Source organism: Streptomyces sp. NBC_01446, from assembly GCF_026340095.1.
Taxonomy (GTDB): Bacteria; Actinomycetota; Actinomycetes; order Streptomycetales; family Streptomycetaceae; genus Streptomyces; species Streptomyces aureus.
The window spans coordinates 2,635,226-2,656,552 of record NZ_JAPEPO010000001.1 but is presented as its reverse complement, the minus strand read 5'-3'; the positions used below and the strand labels follow the sequence as shown (position 1 = coordinate 2,656,552).

General features: G+C 71.2%; 17 protein-coding genes. 6 read left to right on the top strand and 11 right to left on the bottom strand.

The window, feature by feature from the left end; translation table 11 throughout:
- Nucleotides 1-40: 40 nt before the first annotated feature.
- A complete protein-coding gene (locus OG456_RS11665; protein ID WP_266559940.1) occupies nucleotides 41-1,396 on the bottom strand; it encodes an MFS transporter in 1,356 nt (451 codons plus the stop codon).
- A gap of 135 nt (nucleotides 1,397-1,531) precedes the next feature.
- Here OG456_RS11665 and OG456_RS11660 point away from each other — a divergent pair, with 135 nt between their 5' ends.
- Nucleotides 1,532-2,218: a DUF2848 domain-containing protein gene (locus OG456_RS11660; protein ID WP_266559938.1), complete on the top strand. Its 687-nt coding sequence runs from the start codon at nucleotides 1,532-1,534 to the stop codon at nucleotides 2,216-2,218.
- Nucleotides 2,219-2,282: 64 nt separating this feature from the next.
- Here the strand turns inward: OG456_RS11660 and OG456_RS11655 are convergent, their stop codons facing one another.
- The 5 genes from OG456_RS11655 to OG456_RS11635 all read right to left on the bottom strand — a co-directional run bounded on the left by OG456_RS11655 (nucleotide 2,283) and on the right by OG456_RS11635 (nucleotide 7,803).
- Entirely contained in the window at nucleotides 2,283-3,113 is an 831-nt protein-coding gene (locus OG456_RS11655) for a carbohydrate ABC transporter permease (RefSeq protein WP_116509760.1), read from the bottom strand.
- On the bottom strand, nucleotides 3,114-3,992 hold the full coding sequence (locus OG456_RS11650; RefSeq protein ID WP_266559935.1) for a carbohydrate ABC transporter permease: 879 nt from the start codon (nucleotides 3,990-3,992) through the stop codon (nucleotides 3,114-3,116).
- Nucleotides 3,989-5,356 carry an extracellular solute-binding protein gene (locus tag OG456_RS11645; RefSeq protein WP_266559933.1) on the bottom strand — a complete coding sequence of 456 codons (1,368 nt, stop codon included), beginning with the start codon at nucleotides 5,354-5,356 and terminating at the stop codon, nucleotides 3,989-3,991. The genes OG456_RS11650 and OG456_RS11645 overlap by 4 nt, the downstream gene beginning before the upstream one ends.
- 120 nt (nucleotides 5,357-5,476) lie before the next feature.
- Complete coding sequence (locus tag OG456_RS11640) at nucleotides 5,477-6,175, bottom strand: response regulator (RefSeq protein ID WP_266559931.1); 699 nt, start codon at nucleotides 6,173-6,175, stop codon at nucleotides 5,477-5,479.
- The gene (locus tag OG456_RS11635) at nucleotides 6,172-7,803 is read right to left on the bottom strand and encodes a sensor histidine kinase (RefSeq protein WP_266559929.1); all 1,632 of its coding nucleotides are present in this window, start codon (nucleotides 7,801-7,803) and stop codon (nucleotides 6,172-6,174) included. The genes OG456_RS11640 and OG456_RS11635 overlap by 4 nt, the downstream gene beginning before the upstream one ends.
- Nucleotides 7,804-7,982: 179 nt before the next feature.
- On the opposite strand from OG456_RS11635, the gene OG456_RS11630 reads away from it, so the two are divergent.
- Nucleotides 7,983-9,359 carry a cation:dicarboxylase symporter family transporter gene (locus OG456_RS11630; protein ID WP_266559927.1) on the top strand — a complete coding sequence of 459 codons (1,377 nt, stop codon included), beginning with the start codon at nucleotides 7,983-7,985 and terminating at the stop codon, nucleotides 9,357-9,359.
- Between the two features lie 6 nt (nucleotides 9,360-9,365).
- Here the strand turns inward: OG456_RS11630 and OG456_RS11625 are convergent, their stop codons facing one another.
- Nucleotides 9,366-9,962, bottom strand: coding sequence for a TetR/AcrR family transcriptional regulator (locus tag OG456_RS11625; protein ID WP_266559925.1), 597 nt, complete (start codon nucleotides 9,960-9,962; stop codon nucleotides 9,366-9,368).
- Between the two features lie 169 nt (nucleotides 9,963-10,131).
- On the opposite strand from OG456_RS11625, the gene OG456_RS11620 reads away from it, so the two are divergent.
- Genes OG456_RS11620 through trxA form a run of 3 tightly spaced genes read left to right on the top strand, consistent with a single transcriptional unit; the run spans nucleotide 10,132 to nucleotide 12,670 of the window.
- Nucleotides 10,132-11,895, top strand: a complete 1,764-nt coding sequence (locus OG456_RS11620; protein ID WP_266569153.1) for an MFS transporter — start codon at nucleotides 10,132-10,134, stop codon at nucleotides 11,893-11,895.
- Nucleotides 11,896-11,937: 42 nt separating this feature from the next.
- Entirely contained in the window at nucleotides 11,938-12,342 is a 405-nt protein-coding gene (locus OG456_RS11615; protein WP_266559923.1) for a MerR family transcriptional regulator, read from the top strand.
- A 1-nt stretch (nucleotide 12,343) separates the two neighbouring features.
- On the top strand, nucleotides 12,344-12,670 hold the full coding sequence (gene trxA, locus OG456_RS11610; RefSeq protein ID WP_323136314.1) for a thioredoxin: 327 nt from the start codon (nucleotides 12,344-12,346) through the stop codon (nucleotides 12,668-12,670).
- A 176-nt stretch (nucleotides 12,671-12,846) separates the two neighbouring features.
- On the opposite strand, the gene OG456_RS11605 is transcribed toward trxA, so the two are convergent.
- Together OG456_RS11605 and OG456_RS11600 are read right to left on the bottom strand one after the other, a co-directional pair.
- The gene (locus OG456_RS11605; RefSeq protein WP_266559921.1) at nucleotides 12,847-13,785 is read right to left on the bottom strand and encodes a sigma-70 family RNA polymerase sigma factor; all 939 of its coding nucleotides are present in this window, start codon (nucleotides 13,783-13,785) and stop codon (nucleotides 12,847-12,849) included.
- Between the two features lie 10 nt (nucleotides 13,786-13,795).
- A complete protein-coding gene (locus OG456_RS11600; protein WP_266559919.1) occupies nucleotides 13,796-14,995 on the bottom strand; it encodes an NAD(P)/FAD-dependent oxidoreductase in 1,200 nt (399 codons plus the stop codon).
- Nucleotides 14,996-15,344: 349 nt separating this feature from the next.
- Between OG456_RS11600 and OG456_RS11595 the strand changes: the two genes are divergently transcribed.
- Nucleotides 15,345-17,588 (top strand): AAA family ATPase, encoded by a 2,244-nt coding sequence (locus OG456_RS11595; protein ID WP_266559918.1) that lies wholly within the window; start codon nucleotides 15,345-15,347, stop codon nucleotides 17,586-17,588.
- Here OG456_RS11595 and glgB read toward each other — a convergent pair.
- Both glgB and OG456_RS11585 read right to left on the bottom strand, forming a co-directional pair.
- Nucleotides 17,575-19,812, bottom strand: a complete 2,238-nt coding sequence (glgB, locus tag OG456_RS11590; RefSeq protein ID WP_266559916.1) for a 1,4-alpha-glucan branching enzyme — start codon at nucleotides 19,810-19,812, stop codon at nucleotides 17,575-17,577. The genes OG456_RS11595 and glgB overlap by 14 nt on opposite strands.
- The gene (locus OG456_RS11585) at nucleotides 19,809-21,230 is read right to left on the bottom strand and encodes a maltokinase (RefSeq protein ID WP_266559914.1); all 1,422 of its coding nucleotides are present in this window, start codon (nucleotides 21,228-21,230) and stop codon (nucleotides 19,809-19,811) included. Before OG456_RS11585 ends, glgB begins: the two co-directional genes overlap by 4 nt.
- Nucleotides 21,231-21,327 lie beyond the last annotated feature (97 nt).

Sequence of the window (21,327 nt, the reverse complement as noted above, 5' to 3'; positions counted from 1 at the left end):
TCCTCCTCGGGTGGGGGTTCGGGAATGCGTGGTCCGGGGGTCAGGATGCCGTCGACGCGGCGGGGGAGCGGGCCGGTTCACCGCTCAGCGGCTCCTCGTCGCTCCGGTCGCCGTCGCGGCCCAGGCACAGCCCGGCGATGGTGACGATCGCGGTGCCCGCGACGTAGAGGGCCAGCGGGATCCACGAGTCGTACGCGTCGAGCAGCGCCGTGAACAGCAGGGGCGCGACGGCGCCGCCGATGACACCGGCCAGCGTGTACGCGAGCGAGGAGCCGGTGTAGCGCAGCCGCGGGGAGAACTGCTCGGCGATGAAGGCCGCCTGCGGCCCGTACATCGCGGAGTGGAAGACAAGGGCCACCACGACGCCGAGTGCGAGCAGCGGCCAGCTCCCGCCGCCGATCATCGGGAAGAACAGGAACGGCCACACACCGGCGGCCGCGGCCGAGGCGCCGTACAGGACGCGGCGGTTGACGCGGTCGGACAGGGCGCCGGCCAGCGGGATCAGGAAGACCTGGAGGGAGGAGCCGATGAGGACGGCGGCCAGCGCGGAGCCGCGGGACATGCCGAGCTCGCCGGTCGCGTAGGTCAGGACGAAGACGGTGAACAGCGCGTACAGGACGTCCGGGGCCACGCGGCTGAGGATCGCGGCCGCCAGGGCGCGCGGGTGCGTCGTGAAGACCTCGCGGATCGGGGCCTCGGGGCGCTTCTGCTCGGCCTCCATCGCCTTGAAGACGGGGGTCTCCTCGAGCTTCGCGCGGATCCACAGGCCGAAGAAGACGAGCACGCCGGAGAGCAGGAACGCCACGCGCCAGCCCCAGGACGTGAACTGAGCCTCCGTCAGGAGAGCGCCGAGGGCGGCGAGTACACCGTTGGCGAGCAGGTTGCCGACCGGCGGGCCGATCTGGGCGGCCGAGGCGTAGAAGCCGCGCCGGCGCGGATCGCCGAACTCGCTGGACAGCAGCACCGCCCCGCCCCACTCGCCGCCGACACCGACGCCCTGGGCGAAGCGGAGTATCACGAGGGTGAGCGGAGCGGCGACGCCGATCGTGGCGTAGGAGGGCAGCAGGCCGATCGCGAGGGTGGCGGCCCCGATCAGGACGAGGGTCGCGATCAGGACCTTCTTGCGGCCGAGCTTGTCGCCGAGGCGGCCGAAGACGAAACCGCCGAGCGGGCGCGACACGTAGCCGACGGCGTACGTGGAGAACGCCAGCAGGGTGCCGGTGGCGGGGTCCTCCGAGGGGAAGAAGACGTCGCCGAAGACGAGCGCCGCCGCGACGGAGTAGATGGCGAAGTCGTACCACTCCAGTGCGGTTCCGGTCAGGCTGGCGAAGAAGGCGCGGCGGACCGCGGACCCGCCGAGCGGGGTCTTTTCCGTGCTCGTGCTGGTGTGGTTCACGACGTCCGTCCCTGAGGTTCCTTGGGTGAGGTTAACTGTCGACCTTCCGGCATACTTCTTGTATACAGGTCGTATGCGCAAGCCTTCCGCGCAAAGTTAACCTCGCCGATACCGCGAACGATGTGGAGAAACCCCATGGCGCTGCTGACCTTCGAACTGCCCGACGGCACCACCCGCAAGGTCGATGTCGTGCAGGTGCTCAACGCCGGATACGCCGGGCGCAGCCAGGACGACGTCGCCGCCCACGTGGCGGAACTCGCCGAGCTGGGGGTGCCCGCGCCGTCCGTGACCCCCGCGCTCTACCCCGTCTCCCCCTACCTCGCCCAGCACACCGACCAGGTCCGCGTCCAGCACGGGCGCACCTCCGGCGAGGCCGAGTGGGCGCTGGTCGTCGACCAGGACGGCGACCTGCTCCTGACGGCCGCCTGCGACCACACCGACCGCGAGCTGGAGGTGCACGGCGTGGCCTGGAGCAAGAACGCGAGCCCCGACGTCCTCGCCCGCCGCGCCTGGCGCCTCGCCGACGTGCAGGAGCGCCTCGACGACCTGACCCTGCGCGCCTGGGTGACCCACGACGGTGAGGAGACCCTGATCCAGGACGGCACCCTGGCCGAGCTGCTCACGCCCGCCTACTGGGCCGACGTCCTGCGCGAACGCGGCGACCTGGTGCCCGGCACGGTCCTGATCTCCGGCACGATCCCGATGGCCGAGGGCGTCGACCAGTTCGCCCCCCACTGGCGCGTGGAACTGACCGACCCGGCCACGGGCGAGACGATCGACCTGGCGTACGACGTGGTGAGGATGCCGGTGCCGATCGGCTGAGGGGGCGGCCGGGCGGCCCGTCGATCAGTGCGGGGCGCGAGGGTGCGGTATGCGGCTCGGCCGGTCAGCCCTTGACCGCACCCCCCAGCGCGAACCCCCCGCCGAAGCGCCGGGCCACCAGGACGTACAGCAGGATCACCGGCGTCGAGTAGATGATCGAGAAGGCTGCCAGCTGACCGTAGACGACTGTGCCCCGGTTGCCGAAGAAGTCGTTGATGCTCACCGAGGCCGGCATCTGTTCGGGAGTGAGCAGGAGCATGAAGGGGACGAAGAAGTTGCCCCACATCATGACGAACGAGAAGACCGTGACCACTGATATGCCGGGTCCCATCAAGGGGAGCACTATGCGGATCAGGGACTGGAACGAGGACGCTCCGTCCGTCCAGGCCGCTTCCTCCAGCTCCTTCGGGACGCCGTCCATGAAGTTCTTCATCAGCCAGATGGCGAACGGGAGTTGGGACGCCGCGAAGAAGAAGATCGTGCCCTGCATCGTGTCGATCAGATTGACCTGCACGAAGAGCGCGTAGACCGGGACCATGATCGCCGTGATGGGGAGGCACGTCGCGAACAGGACCGTCGCCAGGAACGGGTTGTTGAAGCGGGAGCGGTAGCGGGACAGCGGGTACGCCGCGAGGGCCGCGCTCGCCACCGTCAGGAGGGTCGCGCCGCCGCACAGCAGCAGGCTGTTGAGGAGCGGCGTGAAGGTGATGTCGGGGGTCAGGACCGCGTCGAAGTTGTCCAGGGTGACGCCGTCGGGGATCTTCACCTGGAGGTTCGCGTGCGCGTCGAGGGCGGAGAGGACCACCCACGCCAGCGGCAGCACGAACGCCGCGGCGACGATCAGGAGTCCGGCGTCGGCCGCGAGGCGGTGGCGGACGGTGCGGGGTGAGGACACTCAGGCCTCCGAGCGCAGCAGGCGCATATAGACCAGCGAGAAGAGCGAGCCGACGACCAGGAGGAGCAGGGCGACCGCCGTGCCGTAGCCGATCATGCTCTTCTGGAAGGCCTGCTCGTACATGAACAGGGGCAGGGTCTGGCTGCGGTTTCCGGGCCCGCCTCGCGTCATCACCCAGATCAGACCGAAGACGGACAGCGTCTGCAGGGTGTTCAGCATGAGGTTCGTGCCGATGGAGCGGCGGATCATCGGCAGCGTGATGTGCCACATGCGGCGCCAGCCGCCCGCGCCGTCCATCTCCGCCGCCTCGGTGATCTCCTTGGGTATCTCGCCGAGCGCCGCCGAGTAGACAAGCATGGAGAACGCCGTCCCGCGCCACACGTTCGCGAAGGACACCGCGAGGATCGGCAGTGTGAACAGCCAGTTCTGGGTGGGCAGATGGAGCCAGTCCAGGATCGCGTTGAGCGTGCCCTCGCGGCGGAAGAACGCGTAGAGGAGGAAGCCGGCGACGACTTCCGGCAGGACCCACGCGCAGATCACGACCGCGCCCGTGACCGTGCGGACCGGCTTCGACGCGCGCTGCATCAGCGCGGCGAGGGCGAGGCCCAGCGTGTTCTGGCCGATGAGCGAGGACAGGACCGTGAAGACGAGGGTGAGCCAGACCGCGTTCAGGAACGCGTCGTCCTTGAACGCGGCCGTGAAGTTGTCGAAGCCCACGAAGGAGGAGTGGGCCTGGCCCGTCAACTGCAGGTCCGTGAAGGCGATGTACGCGCAGTACGCGATCGGGCCGGCGAGGAAGAGCAGCAGCAGGACCAGGGAAGGGGCCAGGGGCAGGGCGCGTGTCAGGGGGCGGCGTGCACCGCCCCGCCCCACCTTCACTTGGTGATCACCTTGCCGTCCGTCGCCGTCTTGAGTTGCTCGTCATACGTACTCGCCGCCTTCTCGACCGAGCTGTCGCCGGTCGTGACCGACTCCATCGCCTCCTGGATCGCCGTGGAGACCTTCGGGTACGCCGGGTACGCGGGCCGGTAGTGGGTCGACGCCACCAGGTCCGTGAAGAACTTGATGCCGGGCTGCGCCTTCACGTACGCCGGGTCGGCCGCGACGTCCTTGCGCACCGCGATGCCCGAGTTGGCGATGTACCACTTCTGGGCGTTGGCCTTGGTCTGCATGGTCTTGATGAACTCGAAGGCCAGGTCGGGGTTGGACGCCTTCGACGGGACCGACCACGTCCAGCCGCCCGACATGCTGACCTTGCCCGGCGCCTGGCCGTCCTGTGTCGGCATGTGCGCGAGGCCCAGCTTCTGCGACCACTCGGGCCACTCGTGGCCGCTGCCCTTCAGCCAGTCCTGCGGGAGCCAGGAGCCGTCGAGGTTGATCGCCAGCTTGCTCTTGGGGAGCAGCTCGCCGCGGACCCGGGTGCCGATGTTCGGGTCGAGGGCGTCGGAGACGTCGGGGCCGAGCTTCTCGCCGTAGACCGTCTTCACGAAGCTCAGCGCGTCCTTGAACGGCTTGCCCGCGGTGATCCACTTGTTGGACGACCTGTCGTACAGCGGATCCGCCGTGCCCGGCCCCGTCCCGTACAGGAGCATCTCGAAGCCCTGCATCGCGGACTGCTCGCCGCCGGGCTTGCCCGTGTAGACGTTGAGCGGGGTGACGGAGGGGACCTTCTTCTTGATCGTGCGGGCCGTGTCGAGGACGTCGTCCCAGGTCTTCGGCTGCCAGGGGGTCTTGATGCCGGCCTTCGCGAAGATGCCCTTGTCGTACCAGAGTCCGCGGGTGTCCGTGCCGTCCGGGACGCCGTACGTCTTGCCGTCCTGGGCCTTGGCCGCGTTCTTCGCCGTGTCGATGAACTGGTTCCAGTCGGGCCACTTGGCGAGATACGTGTCGAGGGGCTTCAGGTAGCCGCTGGTGATGTCCGAGTTGATGAGGAACGTGTCCTCGTAGACCAGGTCGGGTGCCGTCTTCGGGGAGCGCAGCATCTGCTGGAGTTTGGTGTAGTACTCGGAGTCCGGCGCCTTGATCGGCACCAGCTTCACCTTCTTGCCCGGATGGTCCTTCTCGAACTGCGTCTTCATCGACGCCAGGTACTTGTCCATGACACGTATCTGGTTGTCGGTCGACTGCTTGAAGGAGATCCTGACGGTGTCCGGGTCGTCCCCGGAGCCGCTGCTGCAGGCCGTCAGGCCGGTCGCGGCGATGAGCAGAGTGGCGCTGAGGAGCACTGGAGCGGTGGGGCGCACGGGCACGACCTCCTACGGGCCGCCGCCGGCCGGCTTGCCGAGCGGGGCTGCCCGGTGAACGTACGGGCGGGGTCGGACCAAGGTCAATCCCCGTGCAGGGGTGGGTGGTTGACCAATGGTCTAGACCGCTGTGAGCCAGCGGTAGTGCAGTTCGGGTCGGCCCACCTGGCCGTACTGAGGGCTGCGGGCGGCCCGGCCCGACTCGACGAGATGCTCCAGGTAGCGGCGGGCCGTGATGCGCGAGATGCCCACGGACTCGGCCGCCGCCGCGGCGGTCAGACCCTCGGGGGCGGCGCGCAGCGTCCGCGTGACGCGCTCGAGGGTCGGCGCGCTCAGCCCCTTGGGCAGCGCGGCCGGACCGGGGGCGCGCAGCGTGGCCAGGGCGCGGTCGACCTCGTCCTGGCCGCCCGCCTCGCCCGCCGCCGCCCGGAACTCCGCGTAGCGCACGAGCCGGTCGCGCAGCGTCGGGAACGTGAAGGGCTTCAGTACGTACTGCACCACGCCGAGCGAGACCCCTTCGCGGACCACCGTGAGGTCGCGGGCCGAGGTCACCGCGATGACGTCCGTGTGATGGCCCGCCGCCCGCAGTGAGCGCGCCAGCTGGAGACCGTGGCCGTCCGGGAGGTGCAGGTCGAGGAGGAGCAGGTCGACCTGGGTGCGCTCCAGGGCGCGGTGGGCCTCGGCGGCCGTGTGCGCCTTGCCGATCGCGGTGAAGCCGGGGACCCGGTTCACGTACAGGACGTGGGCGTCGGCGGCCACCGGGTCGTCCTCGACGACCAGTACGCGAATGGTGCCGCCGGTGGCGTCGGGACCGGTCACGCGGTGCCTCCCGTGGGCGTGGTCGCGCTCGTGCGCTGGAGGGGCAGGACGACGGTGAACTGTGCGCCGCCCGTGGGGGATTCGGCCAGGGTCAGGGTGCCGGAGTTGCGGGCGACGGACTGCTGGACGAGGGCGAGTCCGAGGCCGCGCCCGCCGGGACCGGCCGGCTTGGTGGACCACCCCCGCTCGAAGACCGCGTCCGTGTGGCTGTCGGCGACACCCGGACCGGTGTCCGTGACCCGGAGCAGCAGGGTGTCGCCCTGCGCGCGGGCCGTGACCGTCACCTTCGCGTGCGGGGAGCCCTGCGCCGCGTCGACCGCGTTGTCGAGCAGGTTGCCGAGGATCGTCACGAGGTCGCGGGCCGGCAGGGTGGGCGGCACCAGGCCGTCGTCGATGCGGCTGTCCCCGGATATCTCCAGCTCCACGCCGTGCTCGTTGGCCTGCGCCGTCTTGCCGAGCAGGAGCGCGGCGAGCACCGGTTCGCTCACGGCGGCGACGACCTGGTCGGTGAGGGTCTGTGCCAGCTCCAGCTCGGCCGTCGCGAAGTCGACCGCCTCGTCGGCCCGGTCCAGCTCGATCAGCGAGACGACGGTGTGGAGCCGGTTCGCGGCCTCGTGGGCCTGCGAGCGCAGCGCCTGTGTGAAGCCCCGCTCCGAGTCCAGCTCACCCATGACCGCCTGGAGTTCGGTGTGGTCGCGCAGGGTCACCACGGTGCCGCGCCGGTCGCCGCTGGAGACGGGGGAGGTGTTGACGACGACCACGCGGTCGGTGGTGAGGTGCACCTCGTCGACGCGGGGCTCCGCCGCGAGGAGCGCGCCCGTCAGAGGGGTGGGCAGGCCGAGCTCCGCGACATTGCGCCCGACCGTCTCGTCGCCGACGCCGAGCAGCTCGCGCGCACCGTCGTTGATGAGCGCGATCCTGCGCTGCCCGTCGAGCATCACCAGACCCTCGCGCACCGCGTGCAGCGCCGCCTGGTGGTAGGCGTGCATGCGGCTGAGTTCGGTCGCGTTCATGCCGTGGGTGTGCCGCCGCAGCCTGGCGTTGATGACGTACGTGCCGATGCCGCCGAGCACGAGGGCGCCCGCCGCGACGCCGGCCACCGCCATCACCTGGCCGCGCGCCTGCGCGCTGATCTCCTCGACCGTGATGCCGGCGCTGACCAGGCCGACGATCCGCTGCCCCGACATGATGGGGGTCACCACGCGCACGGACGGGCCGAGGGTGCCCGTGTACGTCTCCGAGAAGGTCCTGCCCCGCAGGGCGGGCCCGATGTGGCCGAGGAAGCGCTCGCCGATGCGGCGCTCGTCGGGGTGCGTCCAGCGGATGCCGTGCGGATCCATGATCGTGACGAAGTCCACGCCGGTGTGGCGCTGGACGTCGCTCGCGTACGGCTGGAGCGTGCGGGTCGGGTCGCCGTCCCCCGTGATCGCCCCGCGGACGGAGGGCGCGTCCGCGACCGCCCGGGCCGCCGCCGTCGCCTGACGCGTGGCGGCCTGCTCGGCCTGGTTGCCGTCGCTGATGTACGTGAACAGCGCGCACCCCGCGACCACGACGGCGACCAGGACGACCTGCATCGCGAAGAGCTGGCCGGCCAGGCTGCGGGCGCGTGGCAGGAGGGGGAGGCGCATGGGCCCAGTGTGCCTCTCGGTACGAGCTGAACGTATAAGCGTGAACTAAATGAACGGAAGGGTGACGGCCTTCACAAGCCGGGAGATAGTCACCGTGATTCGCCAGACGTGAGCCGCACGCATGGCGCGTACGTGCAGGTTTCCCGTACTACGCCAGACACCGTCGTCAGGAGGCACCCGTGGCCGAGACCCAGGTGGCAGCCGCCACCAAGAGAGACCGCACCCACTATCTGTACATCGCCGTCATCGGTGCCGTCCTTCTCGGCATCGCGGTCGGCTTCATCTGGCCGGACTTCGCCAAGGAGCTCAAGCCGGTCGGCACCGGTTTCGTGGCCCTGATCAAGATGATGATCTCGCCGATCATCTTCTGCACGATCGTGCTCGGTGTGGGTTCCGTACGCAAGGCCGCCAAGATCGGCAAGGTCGGCGGGCTCGCGCTCGGCTACTTCCTGGTGATGTCCGTGGTCGCGCTCGCCATCGGCCTGGTCGTCGGCAACATCCTGCACCCGGGCGACGGCATGCACCTCACGCAGGCCGTGAAGGACGTCGGCCACACCGCGGCCAAGGACGCCGCCGAGGGCCCCGTCGACTTCGTCCTCGGGATCATCCCGACGACCCTCGTGTCGGCGTTCACGGAGGGCGAGGTGCTCCAGACGCTCCTGGTCGCCCTGCTCGTCGGCTTCGGACTCCAGGCCATGGGGCGCGCGGGTGAGCCGGTCCTCAAGGGTGTCGAGCACATCCAGAAGCTGGTCTTCCGCGTTCTCGGCATGATCATGTGGGCCGCGCCCGTCGGCGCGTTCGGCGCGATGGCGGCCGTCATCGGCGAGACCGGTGTGGACGCCCTGAAGGCCCTGGCCACGATCATGCTCGGCTTCTACGTGACCTGCATCCTGTTCGTCGTGGTGGTCCTCGGGAGCGTGCTGCGCCTGGCCACCGGATACAACCTGTTCGCGCTCCTGAAGTACCTCGGCCGCGAGTTCCTGCTGATCCTTTCCACCTCGTCCTCCGAGTCCGCGCTGCCGCGGCTCATCGCGAAGATGGAGCACCTGGGCGTCAGCCGTCCCGTCGTCGGCATCACCGTGCCGACCGGGTACTCGTTCAACCTCGACGGCACGATGATCTATCTGACCATGGCCTCGCTCTTCATCGCGGACGCCATGGACCAGCCCCTCGCCATCGGCCAGCAGATCGGCCTGCTGCTGTTCATGATGGTCGCGTCGAAGGGCGCCGCGGGTGTCTCCGGCTCCGGAATCGCGGTGCTCGCCAGCGGACTCCAGTCGCACAAGCCCGCGCTCGTCGACGGCGTCGGCCTGATCATCGGCATCGACCGCTTCATGAGCGAGGCCCGCGCCCTGACCAACTTCGCGGGCAACGCCGTCGCCACGCTCCTCATCGGTACGTGGACGGGCGAGGTCGACAAGGACCGCGTCCAGCGCGTGCTCGCCGGTGACCTGCCCTTCGACGAGCGCACGCTCGTGGACGACGGGAACCACGCTCCGGCGGCCGACGTTCCTGACCAGCGGGGCGGCGGCGACAAGGAGCTGGCGAAGGCCTGACCTCGGTCAGCCGATCCCGGCCACCAGTTCGGTGGCGCGTGAGGCGGGTACGCCCGCCGCGGTCAGTACGGTGACCGCGGCGGAGCGGCCCGCCTCTTCTGCTGGGATCAGCCCGTCGTTGACCGCTTCGAGCAGCCCGAACAGGACCTGCTCATGGACGTACGCGAGGGCCGGCGGCGGCAGGGGAGAGGTGAACTCACCCGATTCCAGGCCCTGTTGGAGCAGTTCGGCGCAGCTGTCGCGGACCGGGGTCAGCCGGGTGCGGATGCCCTCGACGGTGACGGCGCGCTGCGCGAGCGCGACCAGCAGGCGGTAGCGGTCGGCGACCTCCCACACGGCGAGCAGCGAGCGGGCCACGGCCTCGGCCGGGTCGGTCACGCCCGCGCGCCCCTGGGTCTGCGCGGCCTCGACCGCGAGGACGGCGTCGTCGACCAGCGCGGCGACGAGCGCCTCGCGGCTGGGGAAGTGCCCGTAGACCGTGCGCCTGACGACGCCCGCGGCCCTGGCGATCTGGTCCATGGACGCGTCCGGGTCGCGCAGCAGTTCGGCGAGCGCGACGTCGAGGATGCGGCGGCGGTTGGTGTCGGCTCGGCCTGAAGTCACGCGCCCATTCTGCACCCCGGCCCCGACCCCGTTCACGTGTGGTTTTGCACAGTGCTGTGCAATGACGTAAATTGCACAGTGTTGTGTAATTGCACAGTGCTGTGCAATGTCCGTGGACACATGGACCCGTGGACTGTGGGGGCCGAGCGCCCCGGAGGGTGGCAAGGGAATGCGCCTCGTCATGAAGGAACCGGTCGAGGGGATGGACCGGCCGTACGCCCGTCGCTGGTGGGCCCTGATCGTGCTGTGCCTGAGCCTGCTGATCATCGTCATGGCGAACACCGCGCTCACCGTCGCGGCGCCCGACATGACCAAGGACCTCGGCCTGACCAGCGCCGACCTCCAGTGGGTCATCGACGGTTACACCGTCCCGTACGCGGCCCTGATGCTGCTGCTCGGCGCGATCGGCGACAAGTACAGCCGGCGCGGGGCGCTCGTCCTCGGCCTCGTCGTCTTCGGCGGCGGCGCCGTCGCGGGCTCGCTCGTCGACAGCTCCACCGGGGTCATCGCGGCCCGCGCGGTCATGGGCGTCGGCGCTGCCATGATCATGCCCGCCACGCTGTCGCTGCTCGCGGCCACCTTCCCGCGCGCCGAGCGCGCCAAGGCCATCGTGCTGTGGACCGCCACCGCGGGCCTCGCCATCGCGGCCGGGCCGCTGGTCGCCGGCGCGCTCCTGCGCGACCACGGCTGGTCGTCGACGTTCCTGATCAACGTGCCTGTGGCCGCCGTCGCCCTCGTCGGCGCCCTCGTCCTCGTACCGCCGTCCAAGGCCGCACACCAGCACCGCATCGACTACGTCGGAGGACTCCTCTCGGTCGTCTGGGTCGGCGCCCTCGTCTACATGATCATCGAGGGGCCGCACTTCGGCTGGGGCGCCAAGGCGATCGGCGCCGCGGTCGTCGCGGGCGTGGCCCTGGTGGCCTTCGTCCTGTGGGAGCTGCGCCATCCGCGCCCGGTCCTGGACGTCCGCCGCTTCACGGACCGCCGCTTCTCCGGCTCGAACCTCGCGGTCGCCCTCTTCTTCCTCGCGGTCTTCGGCGCCTTCTACTACCTGACCCAGCACCTCCAGTTCGTCCTCGGCTACGACGCGCTGGCCACCGGCGTCCGCATGCTGCCGCTCGCCGGAGCGGTCTTCGTGGGCTCGGCGCTCACGGGGTACCTCACCCCGCGCATCGGCATGAAGATCACGGTGACGGCCGGCATGGTCGGCGGCACCGCGGCCCTCGCCCTCCTCGCACGCGTCGACGCCACGTCCTCGTACGGGGACTTCGTGCTGCCCCTCGTCATGCTCGGCCTCGCCATCGGCCTCGCCCTCTCGCCGTGCACCGACGCGATCATGGGCTCGTTCCCCGAGTCGGAGCTGGGCGTGGGCGGCGCGGTCAACGACACGTCGCTCGAACTCGGCGGCTCGCTCGGCATCGCGATCCTCGGCTCGGTCCTGGCCGGTTCGTACTCGTCACAGCTGGCGGACAACACGGCGGGCACGAAGCTGCCGGGCGACGCGCTGTCGACGGCGCAGGACTCGGTGGGTGCGGGCTACGCGGTGGCCCAGGGCATCGGGGACCAGGCCCACAAGATCGCCGAGAAGGCGGCGGGCGCGACCAGTCCCGAGCAGGCGGCCCAGCTCAAGGCGCAGGCCGAGCAGCTCGCGGGCGGCGCGCGGCAGATGGCCGACGCGGTCGGCTCCGCGTTCTCGGACGCGGTGGCGCACACGAGCGGCGTCGGCGCGGTGATCCTCGGCGTCGGGACGGTGCTGGTGGCGGTACTGCTGCCGCGGCGGGGGGAGCGGGTGGCGGAGGCGGACGCCGCTGCCGAGCCATCCGGCGCCACTGAGCCGGACGCCGCTGCCGAGGCGGATCCCGCTGCCGAGCCGGGCGCCGAGGTCGCGTCGGACGTCCGTGAGAAGGAGTCGGCCGCGCAGAGCAACGCGTAATCGCTGGCCTTTCCGTCGGCGTCAACGTTTACCGTCGACGACATGCGCATCGGAGAGCTGGCGGAGCGGGCCGGGACGTCCACGCGGACGCTGAGGTACTACGAGTCGCGCGGGCTGCTGCCCGCGCGGCGCGGGGGCAACGGCTACCGCACGTACGACGAGGCGGACCTGCGGGCCCTGCGGCAGATCAGGACGCTGCAGGACTTCGGGTTCGAGCTGGAGGAGACCCGGCCCTTCGTGGAGTGCCTGCGGGCCGGGCATCCGGAGGGCGACTCGTGCCCCGCCTCGCTCGCGGTGTACCGCCGCAAACTCGGCGAACTCGATGCGCTGATCGGCGAGTTGACCGCCGTGCGGGAGAAGGTCGGCGCGCAGCTGGAGCGCGCCGAAGAGGCCATGGGCGCGCTGGTGGGCGAGGACCCGTCGCCGCGCTGCGAACTGGGAGGGTGATGTGAGCACGGATCTGAGGGACGTCACGGACGCGGACTTCGACGCAGCGGTGCTGGGGGCGGGGCGGCCGGTCCTGGTGGAGTTCACCGCCGAGTGGTGCGGGCCGTGCCGGCAGCTCGCGCCGGTGCTTCGCTCCATCGCGGACGAGGAGCGGGAGCGGCTCGACGTCGTGGTGATCGACGTGGACCGCAACCCGGAGACCGCGGTGCGTTACGGGGTGCTGTCGATGCCGACGCTGATGGTCTTCAAGGACGGCGAGCCGGTGTGGTCGCGGGTCGGGGCACGCCCGAAGCGGCGGCTTCTCGAGGAGTTGTCGGACGTGGTCTGACAGGGCCGAATATCCGGGAGATCGAGGCCAAAGGGGCGGACACGCGACAAGAGTGGTCGCCCAAGGCCGTCAGCCCGCGCGACATCTGCCCGGACACCGGGTTCGCCCCGCTGTCGTACGGCCGGGCCCGAGCCGTCCTCGCTCCGACTCAGGTCACTGGATTCCGGTGGCGCCGGTCACCATGCCGCGATGGCCGGCGCGTCGGGCTCGTGCTGCCGCCAGGCCCCGCTGAGGCGCGCGAGCCGGTCCGCGGCGGCGATGCCGCGCAGGGACGCGACCTTGCCGTCGCTGACCTCGAACGCCACGGCGCCCACGACCCGGTCCTCGATCACGGCGAGGACGGCCGGTGAGCCGTTGACCAGCGCGATGTGGAACGCGGGGGAGCCTCCGGCCAGCCGCCGCTTCGCCTCAGTGGGCTTGAAGCCGGCCCGCACGTAGGAGGCGACGCGCTCGCGCGTCGTGTACCGCAGCAGCCGCCTGGCCAGTCCGGCGCCGTCCGAGACCGCCGTCACGTCGGCGGTGAGCATCGCCACCAGACGTTCGGTGCGCCCCGACATGGCGGCGGCGAGGAACTCCTCGACGATCCGGCGCGCGGAGGCGGGGTCCACCTCGTCGCCGCCGCGGCGCTCGGCGACGACCCGGCGCCGGGCCCGGTGGACATGCTGCTGGCTCGCGGACTCGCTGATGTCGAGGATCCCGGCGATCTCGGCGTGGGGGTACGCGAAGGCCTCGCGCAGGACGTAAGCGGCCCGCTCGACGGGCGAGAGGCGCTCCATCAGGGTCAGTACGGCCAAGGACACCGATTCACGCTGCTCGAAGGTGTCGGCAGGGCCGAGCATCGGGTCGCCCTCGAGGAGCGGCTCGGGCAGCCAGGCCCCGGCCGCGCGCTCGTGGCGCGCCCGCGCCGAGCGCAGCCGGTCGAGGCAGAGATTGGTGACGACCTTGGTCAGCCACGCCTCCGGCACCTCGACCCGTTCGCGGTCTGCGGCCTGCCAGCGCAGGAACGTGTCCTGCACGGCGTCCTCGGCGTCGGCGGCCGAGCCGAGCAGACGGTACGCGAGCGAGGCCAGCCGGCACCGGCTGGCCTCGAACCGATCGATGGCTGCACTGTCCATGCGCAGCAGCCTAGGCGGCGGCCCTCACACCGGCCCGGTCGGGCGCGGTGGCCAGGCGGCGCTTGCGCTTCGGCATGCCGAAGGTCGGGTGGACGATGCTCCACCCGGACCCCTTGAGCACGCCCGACTTGAGCCGCGCGGCAGTCCGGCCGCCCAGGTACCAGGACTTCGACCGGACGTCCCCGTCCACCATCTGGAAGATCGCGTCCCGCCGTCCGAGGCTGATGTGGTTGCCGTAGTACTTCAGCGCGCTGGTCGGGACCTCGCTGCCCGTCAGGCGCGCGATGATCGCGGCGGTCGCCTGCATGTTGGTGAATCCGGCGGAGCCGCAGGACATCGGCAGCGGCCGGCCGTTGTCGCCGATCGCGTAGGCGCAGTCACCGGCGGCGTAGACGTCCGGGTGCGAGACCGAGCGCATGGTGCGGTCGACGACGATCTGGCCGGTCTCGGCGACCTCCAGGCCGCTGACGGCCGCGATGGGGTGAACGGCGAACCCGGCTGCCCAGACGGTCACTTCGGCCGGGATGCGCGTGCCGTCGGCGGCGATCGCCCGCGTCGGCTCGACGGCTTCGATGCGGGTGTGCTCGTGGACGGTGATGCCGAGCCGGTCGAAGGCCCGGCGCAGGTGGCGGCGGGCCTTCGGGGAGAGCCACGCGCCCAGCTCGCCGTGGGCAGCGAGGGCGACCGAGAGGTCGGGCCGGGACTCCGCGAACTCGGTGGCGGTCTCGATGCCGGTCAGCCCTTCGCCGACGACCAGCACGGTGGCGCCCTCGCCCAGGCCGGCCAGGCGCTCGCGCAGACGCAGCGCCGAGGAGCGGCCGGTCACATCGAAGGCGTACTCGGCCACGCCGGGGACGTCGTGGTGGGCGACGGAGCTGCCGAGCGCGTAGAGAAGCGTGTCGTACGCGAGCTCGCCGTCGCCGACATCGCCGTCCGGGCCCGTCACGGCGACGGTCCTGCGCTCGGGGTCGACGCCGGTGACGCGTGCCAGGCGCAGCCGCACCCCGGTACCGGCGAACACGTCGGCGAGCTTGCGGAACGCGAGGTCCTGGCCGATCGCGAGCTGATGGAGCCGCATCCGCTCGACGAAGTCGGGCTCGGCGTTGACGACGGTGATCTCGGTGTCGGCGGGGGAGAGCCGACGGGCCAGGTTTCCGGCGGCGAAGGCCCCGGCGTATCCGGCGCCGACTACGACGATGCGGTGCTTCATGGCGTTGCTCCTGTCTCGTTCGCGTGCTCCTTGAACGAGACGGCGCGCCGATTGCTGACAGGACGCGAGTGTGACGCGGGTCACCGGATCGAGCTGAGCGGCCGAGGCTCCGGCAGGCGGTGCTCGGTGCTGCCTCGGGCAGTCGAAACGGGGCGCCGGCCAGCCAGGGATCGGTGCACCCGGCGAGAAAGGCGGCGAAATCCCCGAGGGTAGAATTGGGTCCTGCCAAGGGGTATATTCGATGTTTCTGTGTGCCCACAGAAAAGGCCCCTCACGAGGGGCCGAATAAACACACCGTACCTGGCAGGGAGCCGCTTTGTCAACCCGTGAAGCGCGTGAAATCGCTGAATTGCAGAAAGAGCAGGAATTCATCGACCGGCTTTACGCGCGCGTCGATGTGCTGCGCGGCGATGCCGCGGAGTCGGTCACGGACGCCCTGACGCCGGTCGGCACCGGCCAGCAGGCGCGGCTCGAAAGGGATCTCCTCGTCGTCGAGCGTTCCGGCCTGCTCGCCGCGCTGAACGCGGTCGACGGTTCGCTGTGCTTCGGCCGGATCGATCTCACCGAAAAGGCGGGCGGCACCGCGCATCACATCGGGCGCATCGGAATTCGCGAGGACGACAGCGAGCACACCCCGATCCTGATCGACTGGCGCGCGCCGGTCGCCCGCCCCTTCTATCTCGCCACCGGGCACACGCCCATGGGCATCAGGCGGCGCCGCCACCTCACCACCGAGGGGCGCACCGTCACCGAGCTGCACGACGAGATCCTCGACCTGGGTGACGAGGAGCGCACCGGGTTCGAGGACCCGACCGGCGACGCCGTACTGCTCGCCGCCCTGAACTCGGCCCGCACCGGCCGCATGGGCGACATCGTGCAGACCATCCAGGCCGAGCAGGACCGGATCATCCGCCACTCGCACCGCGGCGTGCTCGTGGTGGAGGGCGGCCCCGGCACGGGCAAGACCGCGGTGGCACTGCACCGCGCGGCGTTCCTCCTGTACGAGCAGCGGGAGCTTCTCGCCAAGCGGGCCGTGCTCATCGTCGGCCCGAACCCCGCCTTCCTCGGCTACATCGGTGAGGTCCTGCCCGCGCTCGGCGAGACCGGCGTGCTGCTCGCCTCGCTCGGTGAGCTGTTCCCCGGCGTGCACGCCACCGCCGAGGACACCCCGCACGCCGCCGCCGTCAAGGGCGCCGAGGCCATGGTGGACGCCCTCGCGCTCGCCGTGCGCGACCGGCAGCAGCTCCCCGAGCCCGGCGCCCCGATGGTCGTCCGGCACGACGACGGTGACCTGATCCTCGACTGGGAGATCGCCTACGAGGCCCGGCAGGCGGCTCGCGACACGCTCCTGCCGCACAACCTCGCCCGCCCCCACTTCGCCTTCCGGATCATCGACGCGCTCACCGACCAGCTCTCCGAGCGCATCGGCGCCGACCCGTACGGCGGACCCAACTTCCTCGGCCCCGACGACCTCGCCCTGCTCGGCAAGGGAGTCGCCGCCAGCAACGAAGTGCACGCCGCCATCGAGGAGTTGTGGCCCCGGCTCACCCCGCAGGACCTCGTCGCGGACTTCCTCGCCGAGCCCGTTCACCTGGCCGGCGAGGACGCGAAGGCGATCCGGCGCGACGTGACGGGGCCGGCGGACTGGACTCCCGCCGACGTTCCGCTCCTCGACGAGGCCGCCGAGCTGATCGGCGTCGACGACAGCGCCGAGCGCGCCCTGGCCGAGGCGGCGCGCCAGGAGCGGATCGGCTACGCGCAGGGCGTGCTCGAACTCTCTCGCGGCTCGGAGACGTACGAGTTCGAGGACGAGGAGGACTCCGAGGTCCTCGCCGCGCACGACATCGTCGACGCTGAGCGGGTCGCCGACTGGTACGAGGAGGAGGACCACCGCAGCGCCGCCGAGCGCGCGGCGGCCGACCGGACCTGGGCGTTCGGGCACATCATCGTCGACGAGGCGCAGGAGCTGTCGCCGATGGCGTGGCGACTGCTGATGCGGCGTTCGCCCACGCGGTCCATGACGCTGGTCGGCGACCCCGCGCAGACCGCCGAGGAGGCCGGCGTCGGATCGTGGGAGAAGATCCTCGCGCCGTACGTCGAGGACCGCTGGGAGCACACCCGGCTCGGCGTCAACTACCGCACGCCGTCCGAGATCATGGACGTGGCGGCGGCCGTGCTGCGCGCCGAGCACCCCGGCTTCGAGCCGCCGTCCTCGGTCCGTTCGACGGGCGTGCGCCCCTGGGCGCGCGCGGCCGACGACGTCGTGAAGGCCGTGGCCGAGGAGGCCGTCGCCGCGACGCCCGAGGAGGGGCGGCTCGCGGTGATCGCCCCCCGCCGGCTGCACGCGGCGCTCGCCGCCGTGCTGCCGGACGTGGTGGCGGGCGGCGAGCCCGATCTCACCAAGCACCTGGTGCTGCTCGACCCCCGCCAGGCCAAGGGGCTCGAGTTCGACCGCGTACTGGTCGTGGAGCCCGGCGAGTACGGCGTCAGTGACCTCTACGTCGCATTGACCCGGGCCACCCAGACCCTCGGCGTCGTGCACGGCGGGGAGCTGCCCGAGTCGCTGCGCGGCGTGCTGGTCACGCGGGCCTGAGCCACACCGTCGCGAGCGGCGGCAGCGTGAGCCGGACACTTGCCGGACGCCCGTGGGCACCCTGGGCGTCCGGCTTGACCGGGTCCGGGTTGCCGACGTCGCCGCCGCCGTAACGGGCCGCGTCGGTGTTGAGGACCTCGTGCCAGGCCGGTACGTCGTCGGGGGCGCCGAGCCGGTACTCGTGACGGACCACCGGCGAGAAGTTGGACACTGACATGAGCGGGCTGCCGTCGGCGGCGCGCCGCAGGAACGCGAACACGTTGTCCTGCGCCGCGTCACCGACGATCCACTCGAAGCCCGTCGGGTCCGTGTCCCGCTGCCAGAGCGCCGGTTCGCTACGGTAGACGGTGTTCAGGTCGCGGGTGAGGTCGCGGACGCCACGGTGGTCGGGCTCCGCCGGGTACGACGGGTCGAGCAGCCACCAGTCCGGGCCGTGCGCCTCCGACCACTCGGCTCCCTGCGCGAACTCCTGCCCCATGAACAGGAGTTGCTTGCCCGGGTGGGACCACATGAAGCCCAGGTAGGCGCGATGGGTGGCGCGCTGCTGCCACCAGTCGCCGGGCAGCTTGGACACCAGGGCCTTCTTGCCGTGCACCACTTCGTCGTGCGAGATCGGCAGGACGTAGTTCTCGCTGTACGCGTACACCATCGAGAAGGTCATCTCGTCGTGGTGGTAGCTGCGGTGGACCGGGTCGTGGGACACATAGCCGAGCGAGTCGTGCATCCAGCCCATGTTCCACTTCAGGCCGAAGCCGAGACCCCCGAAGCCGCCGGGCCCGATGTGATGGGTGGCCCGAGTCACGCCGTCCCACGCCGTCGACTCCTCGGCGATCGTCACCACGCCGGGGATCCTGCGGTACAGCGTCGCGTTCATCTCCTGGAGGAACTCGACCGCGTCCAGGTTCTCCCGGCCGCCGTGCTCGTTCGGCGACCACTGGCCGTGTTCGCGCGAGTAGTCGAGGTAGAGCATGGAGGCCACGGCGTCGACCCGCAGGCCGTCGATGTGGAACTCCTCGCACCAGTACACGGCGTTGGCCACCAGGAAGTTGCGGACCTCCTTGCGGCCGTAGTCGAACTCGAGGGTGCCCCAGTCGGGGTGGGCGGCGCGCAGCGGGTCCTCGTGCTCGTACAGGGTGCGGCCGTCGAACTCGGCGAGGGCCCAGTCGTCGCGCGGGAAGTGGGCCGGCACCCAGTCCATGAGGACGCCGATGCCTGCCTGGTGCAGCGCGTCGACCAGATGCCGGAAGTCGTCGGGCGTGCCCATGCGGGCCGTCGGGGCGTAGAAGCCGGTGACCTGGTAGCCCCACGACCCGCCGAAGGGGTGCTCGGCCACCGGCATCAGCTCTACGTGCGTGAACCCCAAGTCGGCCACATAGCGGGGAAGTTGTTCGGCGAGCTGGCGGTAGGTGAGGCCCGGGCGCCAGGACGCGAGGTGGATCTCGTAGACCGAGAACGGGGCTTCGTGCGCGGGCGGCGTGCCGCGGCCGGCCATCCACTCGTCGTCGTGCCAGATGTGGTGCGACGCATCGATGACGGAGGAGTTGGCGGGCGGCACCTCCGTGCGGCGGGCCAGCGGGTCCGCGCGCATCGTCTTCGAGCCGTCCGGGCGGGTGATCTCGAACTTGTACAGCTCACCCTCGCCGAGCGAGGGGACGAAGAGCTCCCAGATCCCCGTGGAGCCCAGCGAGCGCATCGGGTGGCCCGTCCCGTTCCAGTAGTTGAAGTCGCCCACGACGCGCACCCCTCGGGCGTTCGGTGCCCAGACGGTGAAGCGGGTGCCGGTGAGGCCCTGATGCGTCATGGGGTGCGCGCCGAGCGCCTGCCACAGCTGCTCGTGCCGGCCCTCGCCGATCAGGTGCAGGTCGAACCCGGAGAGCGCGGGCAGCAGCCCGTACGGGTCCGGGGTCTCGTGGTCGGCTCCCTCGTAGGTGACCAGGAGGCGGTATTCGTCCGGGGGTGCGGGCAGGTCGACGAGGCCCGAGAAGAAGCCGTCGCCGTCGTCGTGCAGCAAGGCCCTGAGGCCGTCCGCCACGACCGTGACCGTGCGGGCGTGCGGGCGCAGTGCCCGGAACGCCGTGCCGGTGGACGTGGGGTGCGCGCCCAGCGTGGAGTGCGGGTCGTGGTGGGTACCGGCGAGGAGGCGGTCACGGTCGGCGGCGGGGGTGGGGGCCGGGGTGGCGGTGACGGGTGTCGGAGGTGTGGAGCGGGAGGGGTCGTGCGTCACGGGGTGGCCTCCTGGCTCGGGGTCGACATGGGGTGCTGCGGTGCCGCGCCTCCGGGGCGGGGGCGTGGCATGCCGGAGGCCTCCGAGGCGAGGCGCTCGATCGCCGAGAGGGGGATCGAAAGCCAGTCCGGGCGGTGATGGGCCTCGTAGACGGCTTCGTAGACCGCCTTGTCCGTCTCGTAGGCGCGCAGCAGGACCGGGTCCGTGCGCGGGTCGTCTCCGGCGGCCTGCGCGTAGCCCGCGCAGTACGCGTCCCGGCACCGGCGCGCCCAGTCCGGAGCCCACGGCCGGTTCGTGCGGGCCGCGTAGTCGAAGGAGCGCAGCATGCCGGCCACGTCCCGGGCGGGCGGGTGCGGCAGCCGGCGTTCGGGCAGGGGGCGGGAGGGCTCGCCCTCGAAGTCGATGACCGACCAGGCGCCGGCGGGCGAGCGCAGGCACTGGCCCAGGTGCAGGTCCCCGTGGACGCGCTGGGCGGTGCGGGGGGTCGTGTCGGCCGCGAGGGCGTCGAAGGCGGTGTGCAGCGCGGGTGCGTAGGGATGGAGCGCCGGTACGGCCTGGACGGCCTTGTCGAGACGTTCCTTCATCGACTGCGCCAGCTGCACGGTGTGGGCGCGGCCCAGGGTGACCGTCGGCAGGGCGTGCGCCAGGGCGAGGTGGATCTCGGCCGTGGCGCGGCCGAGTTCGAGGGCCTCGTGGCGGAAGTCCTGCCCCTTGGACAGTTCGCCGAGCGCGAGGTCCCAGCCGTCCGTCGCGCCGGTGAGGTAGGGCTGGAGCAGGCCGAGCGAGAGCGGGTCGCCGTCCGTCGTCTCGAACCACGCCACCGGGGCGAGCGCGCGTTCGCAGCCCTCGTCGGCCAGCGCGCGCTGGAGTTCCAGGTCCGGGTTGAGGCCCGGCGTGACACGGCGGAACACCTTGAGGATGAACGTATCTCCGTAAATGATCGAGGAGTTGGACTGCTCCGCGTCGAGGGGGCGGGGGGTGAGGCCCGGCGGGATCGGGGTCTCGCCGTCGTGCGCGAAACGGAGTCCGTCCAGGCGGCCCGGGTGGCGCAGCCGTTCCAGGAGGAGGTCCGTCAGGCGGGGGTCGAGCAGGGCCTCGTAGACCGTGCGCCCGGCGAGGGGTCCCTGGGTGACGTGGCCGATGAGGGCCGGCGCCAGGTACGGGGGCAGTGACTCCCTTACGCCCAGCAGGAGTTGGTACGTGTCCTGGGTGGGCGCGATGCGCAGGAGGGCGTGGATCAGGCCCGGCTGCCGTGCCGTGGCCGGCAGCAGGTCCGTCGCGGCGAGCAGGGTGAGGGCGGGTGCTGTTCTGCCCGCGAACCAGCGTTGCCGGGGCAGCCACGCGCGCAGGAGCGGATCGAGCGAGGCGAGCAGCTCGGGTCGCGCGGTCGGGCCGGTTCGGGTGACGGCATCCGGCATGGCGTCACGTCCTTTCCCCGGGGCGGGCCGCGACTGGGTGCGGGGCGGCGTCCCGGAAATGCGGCAGAGGCAGTACGTGCGGGACGTGTCGGGGTGT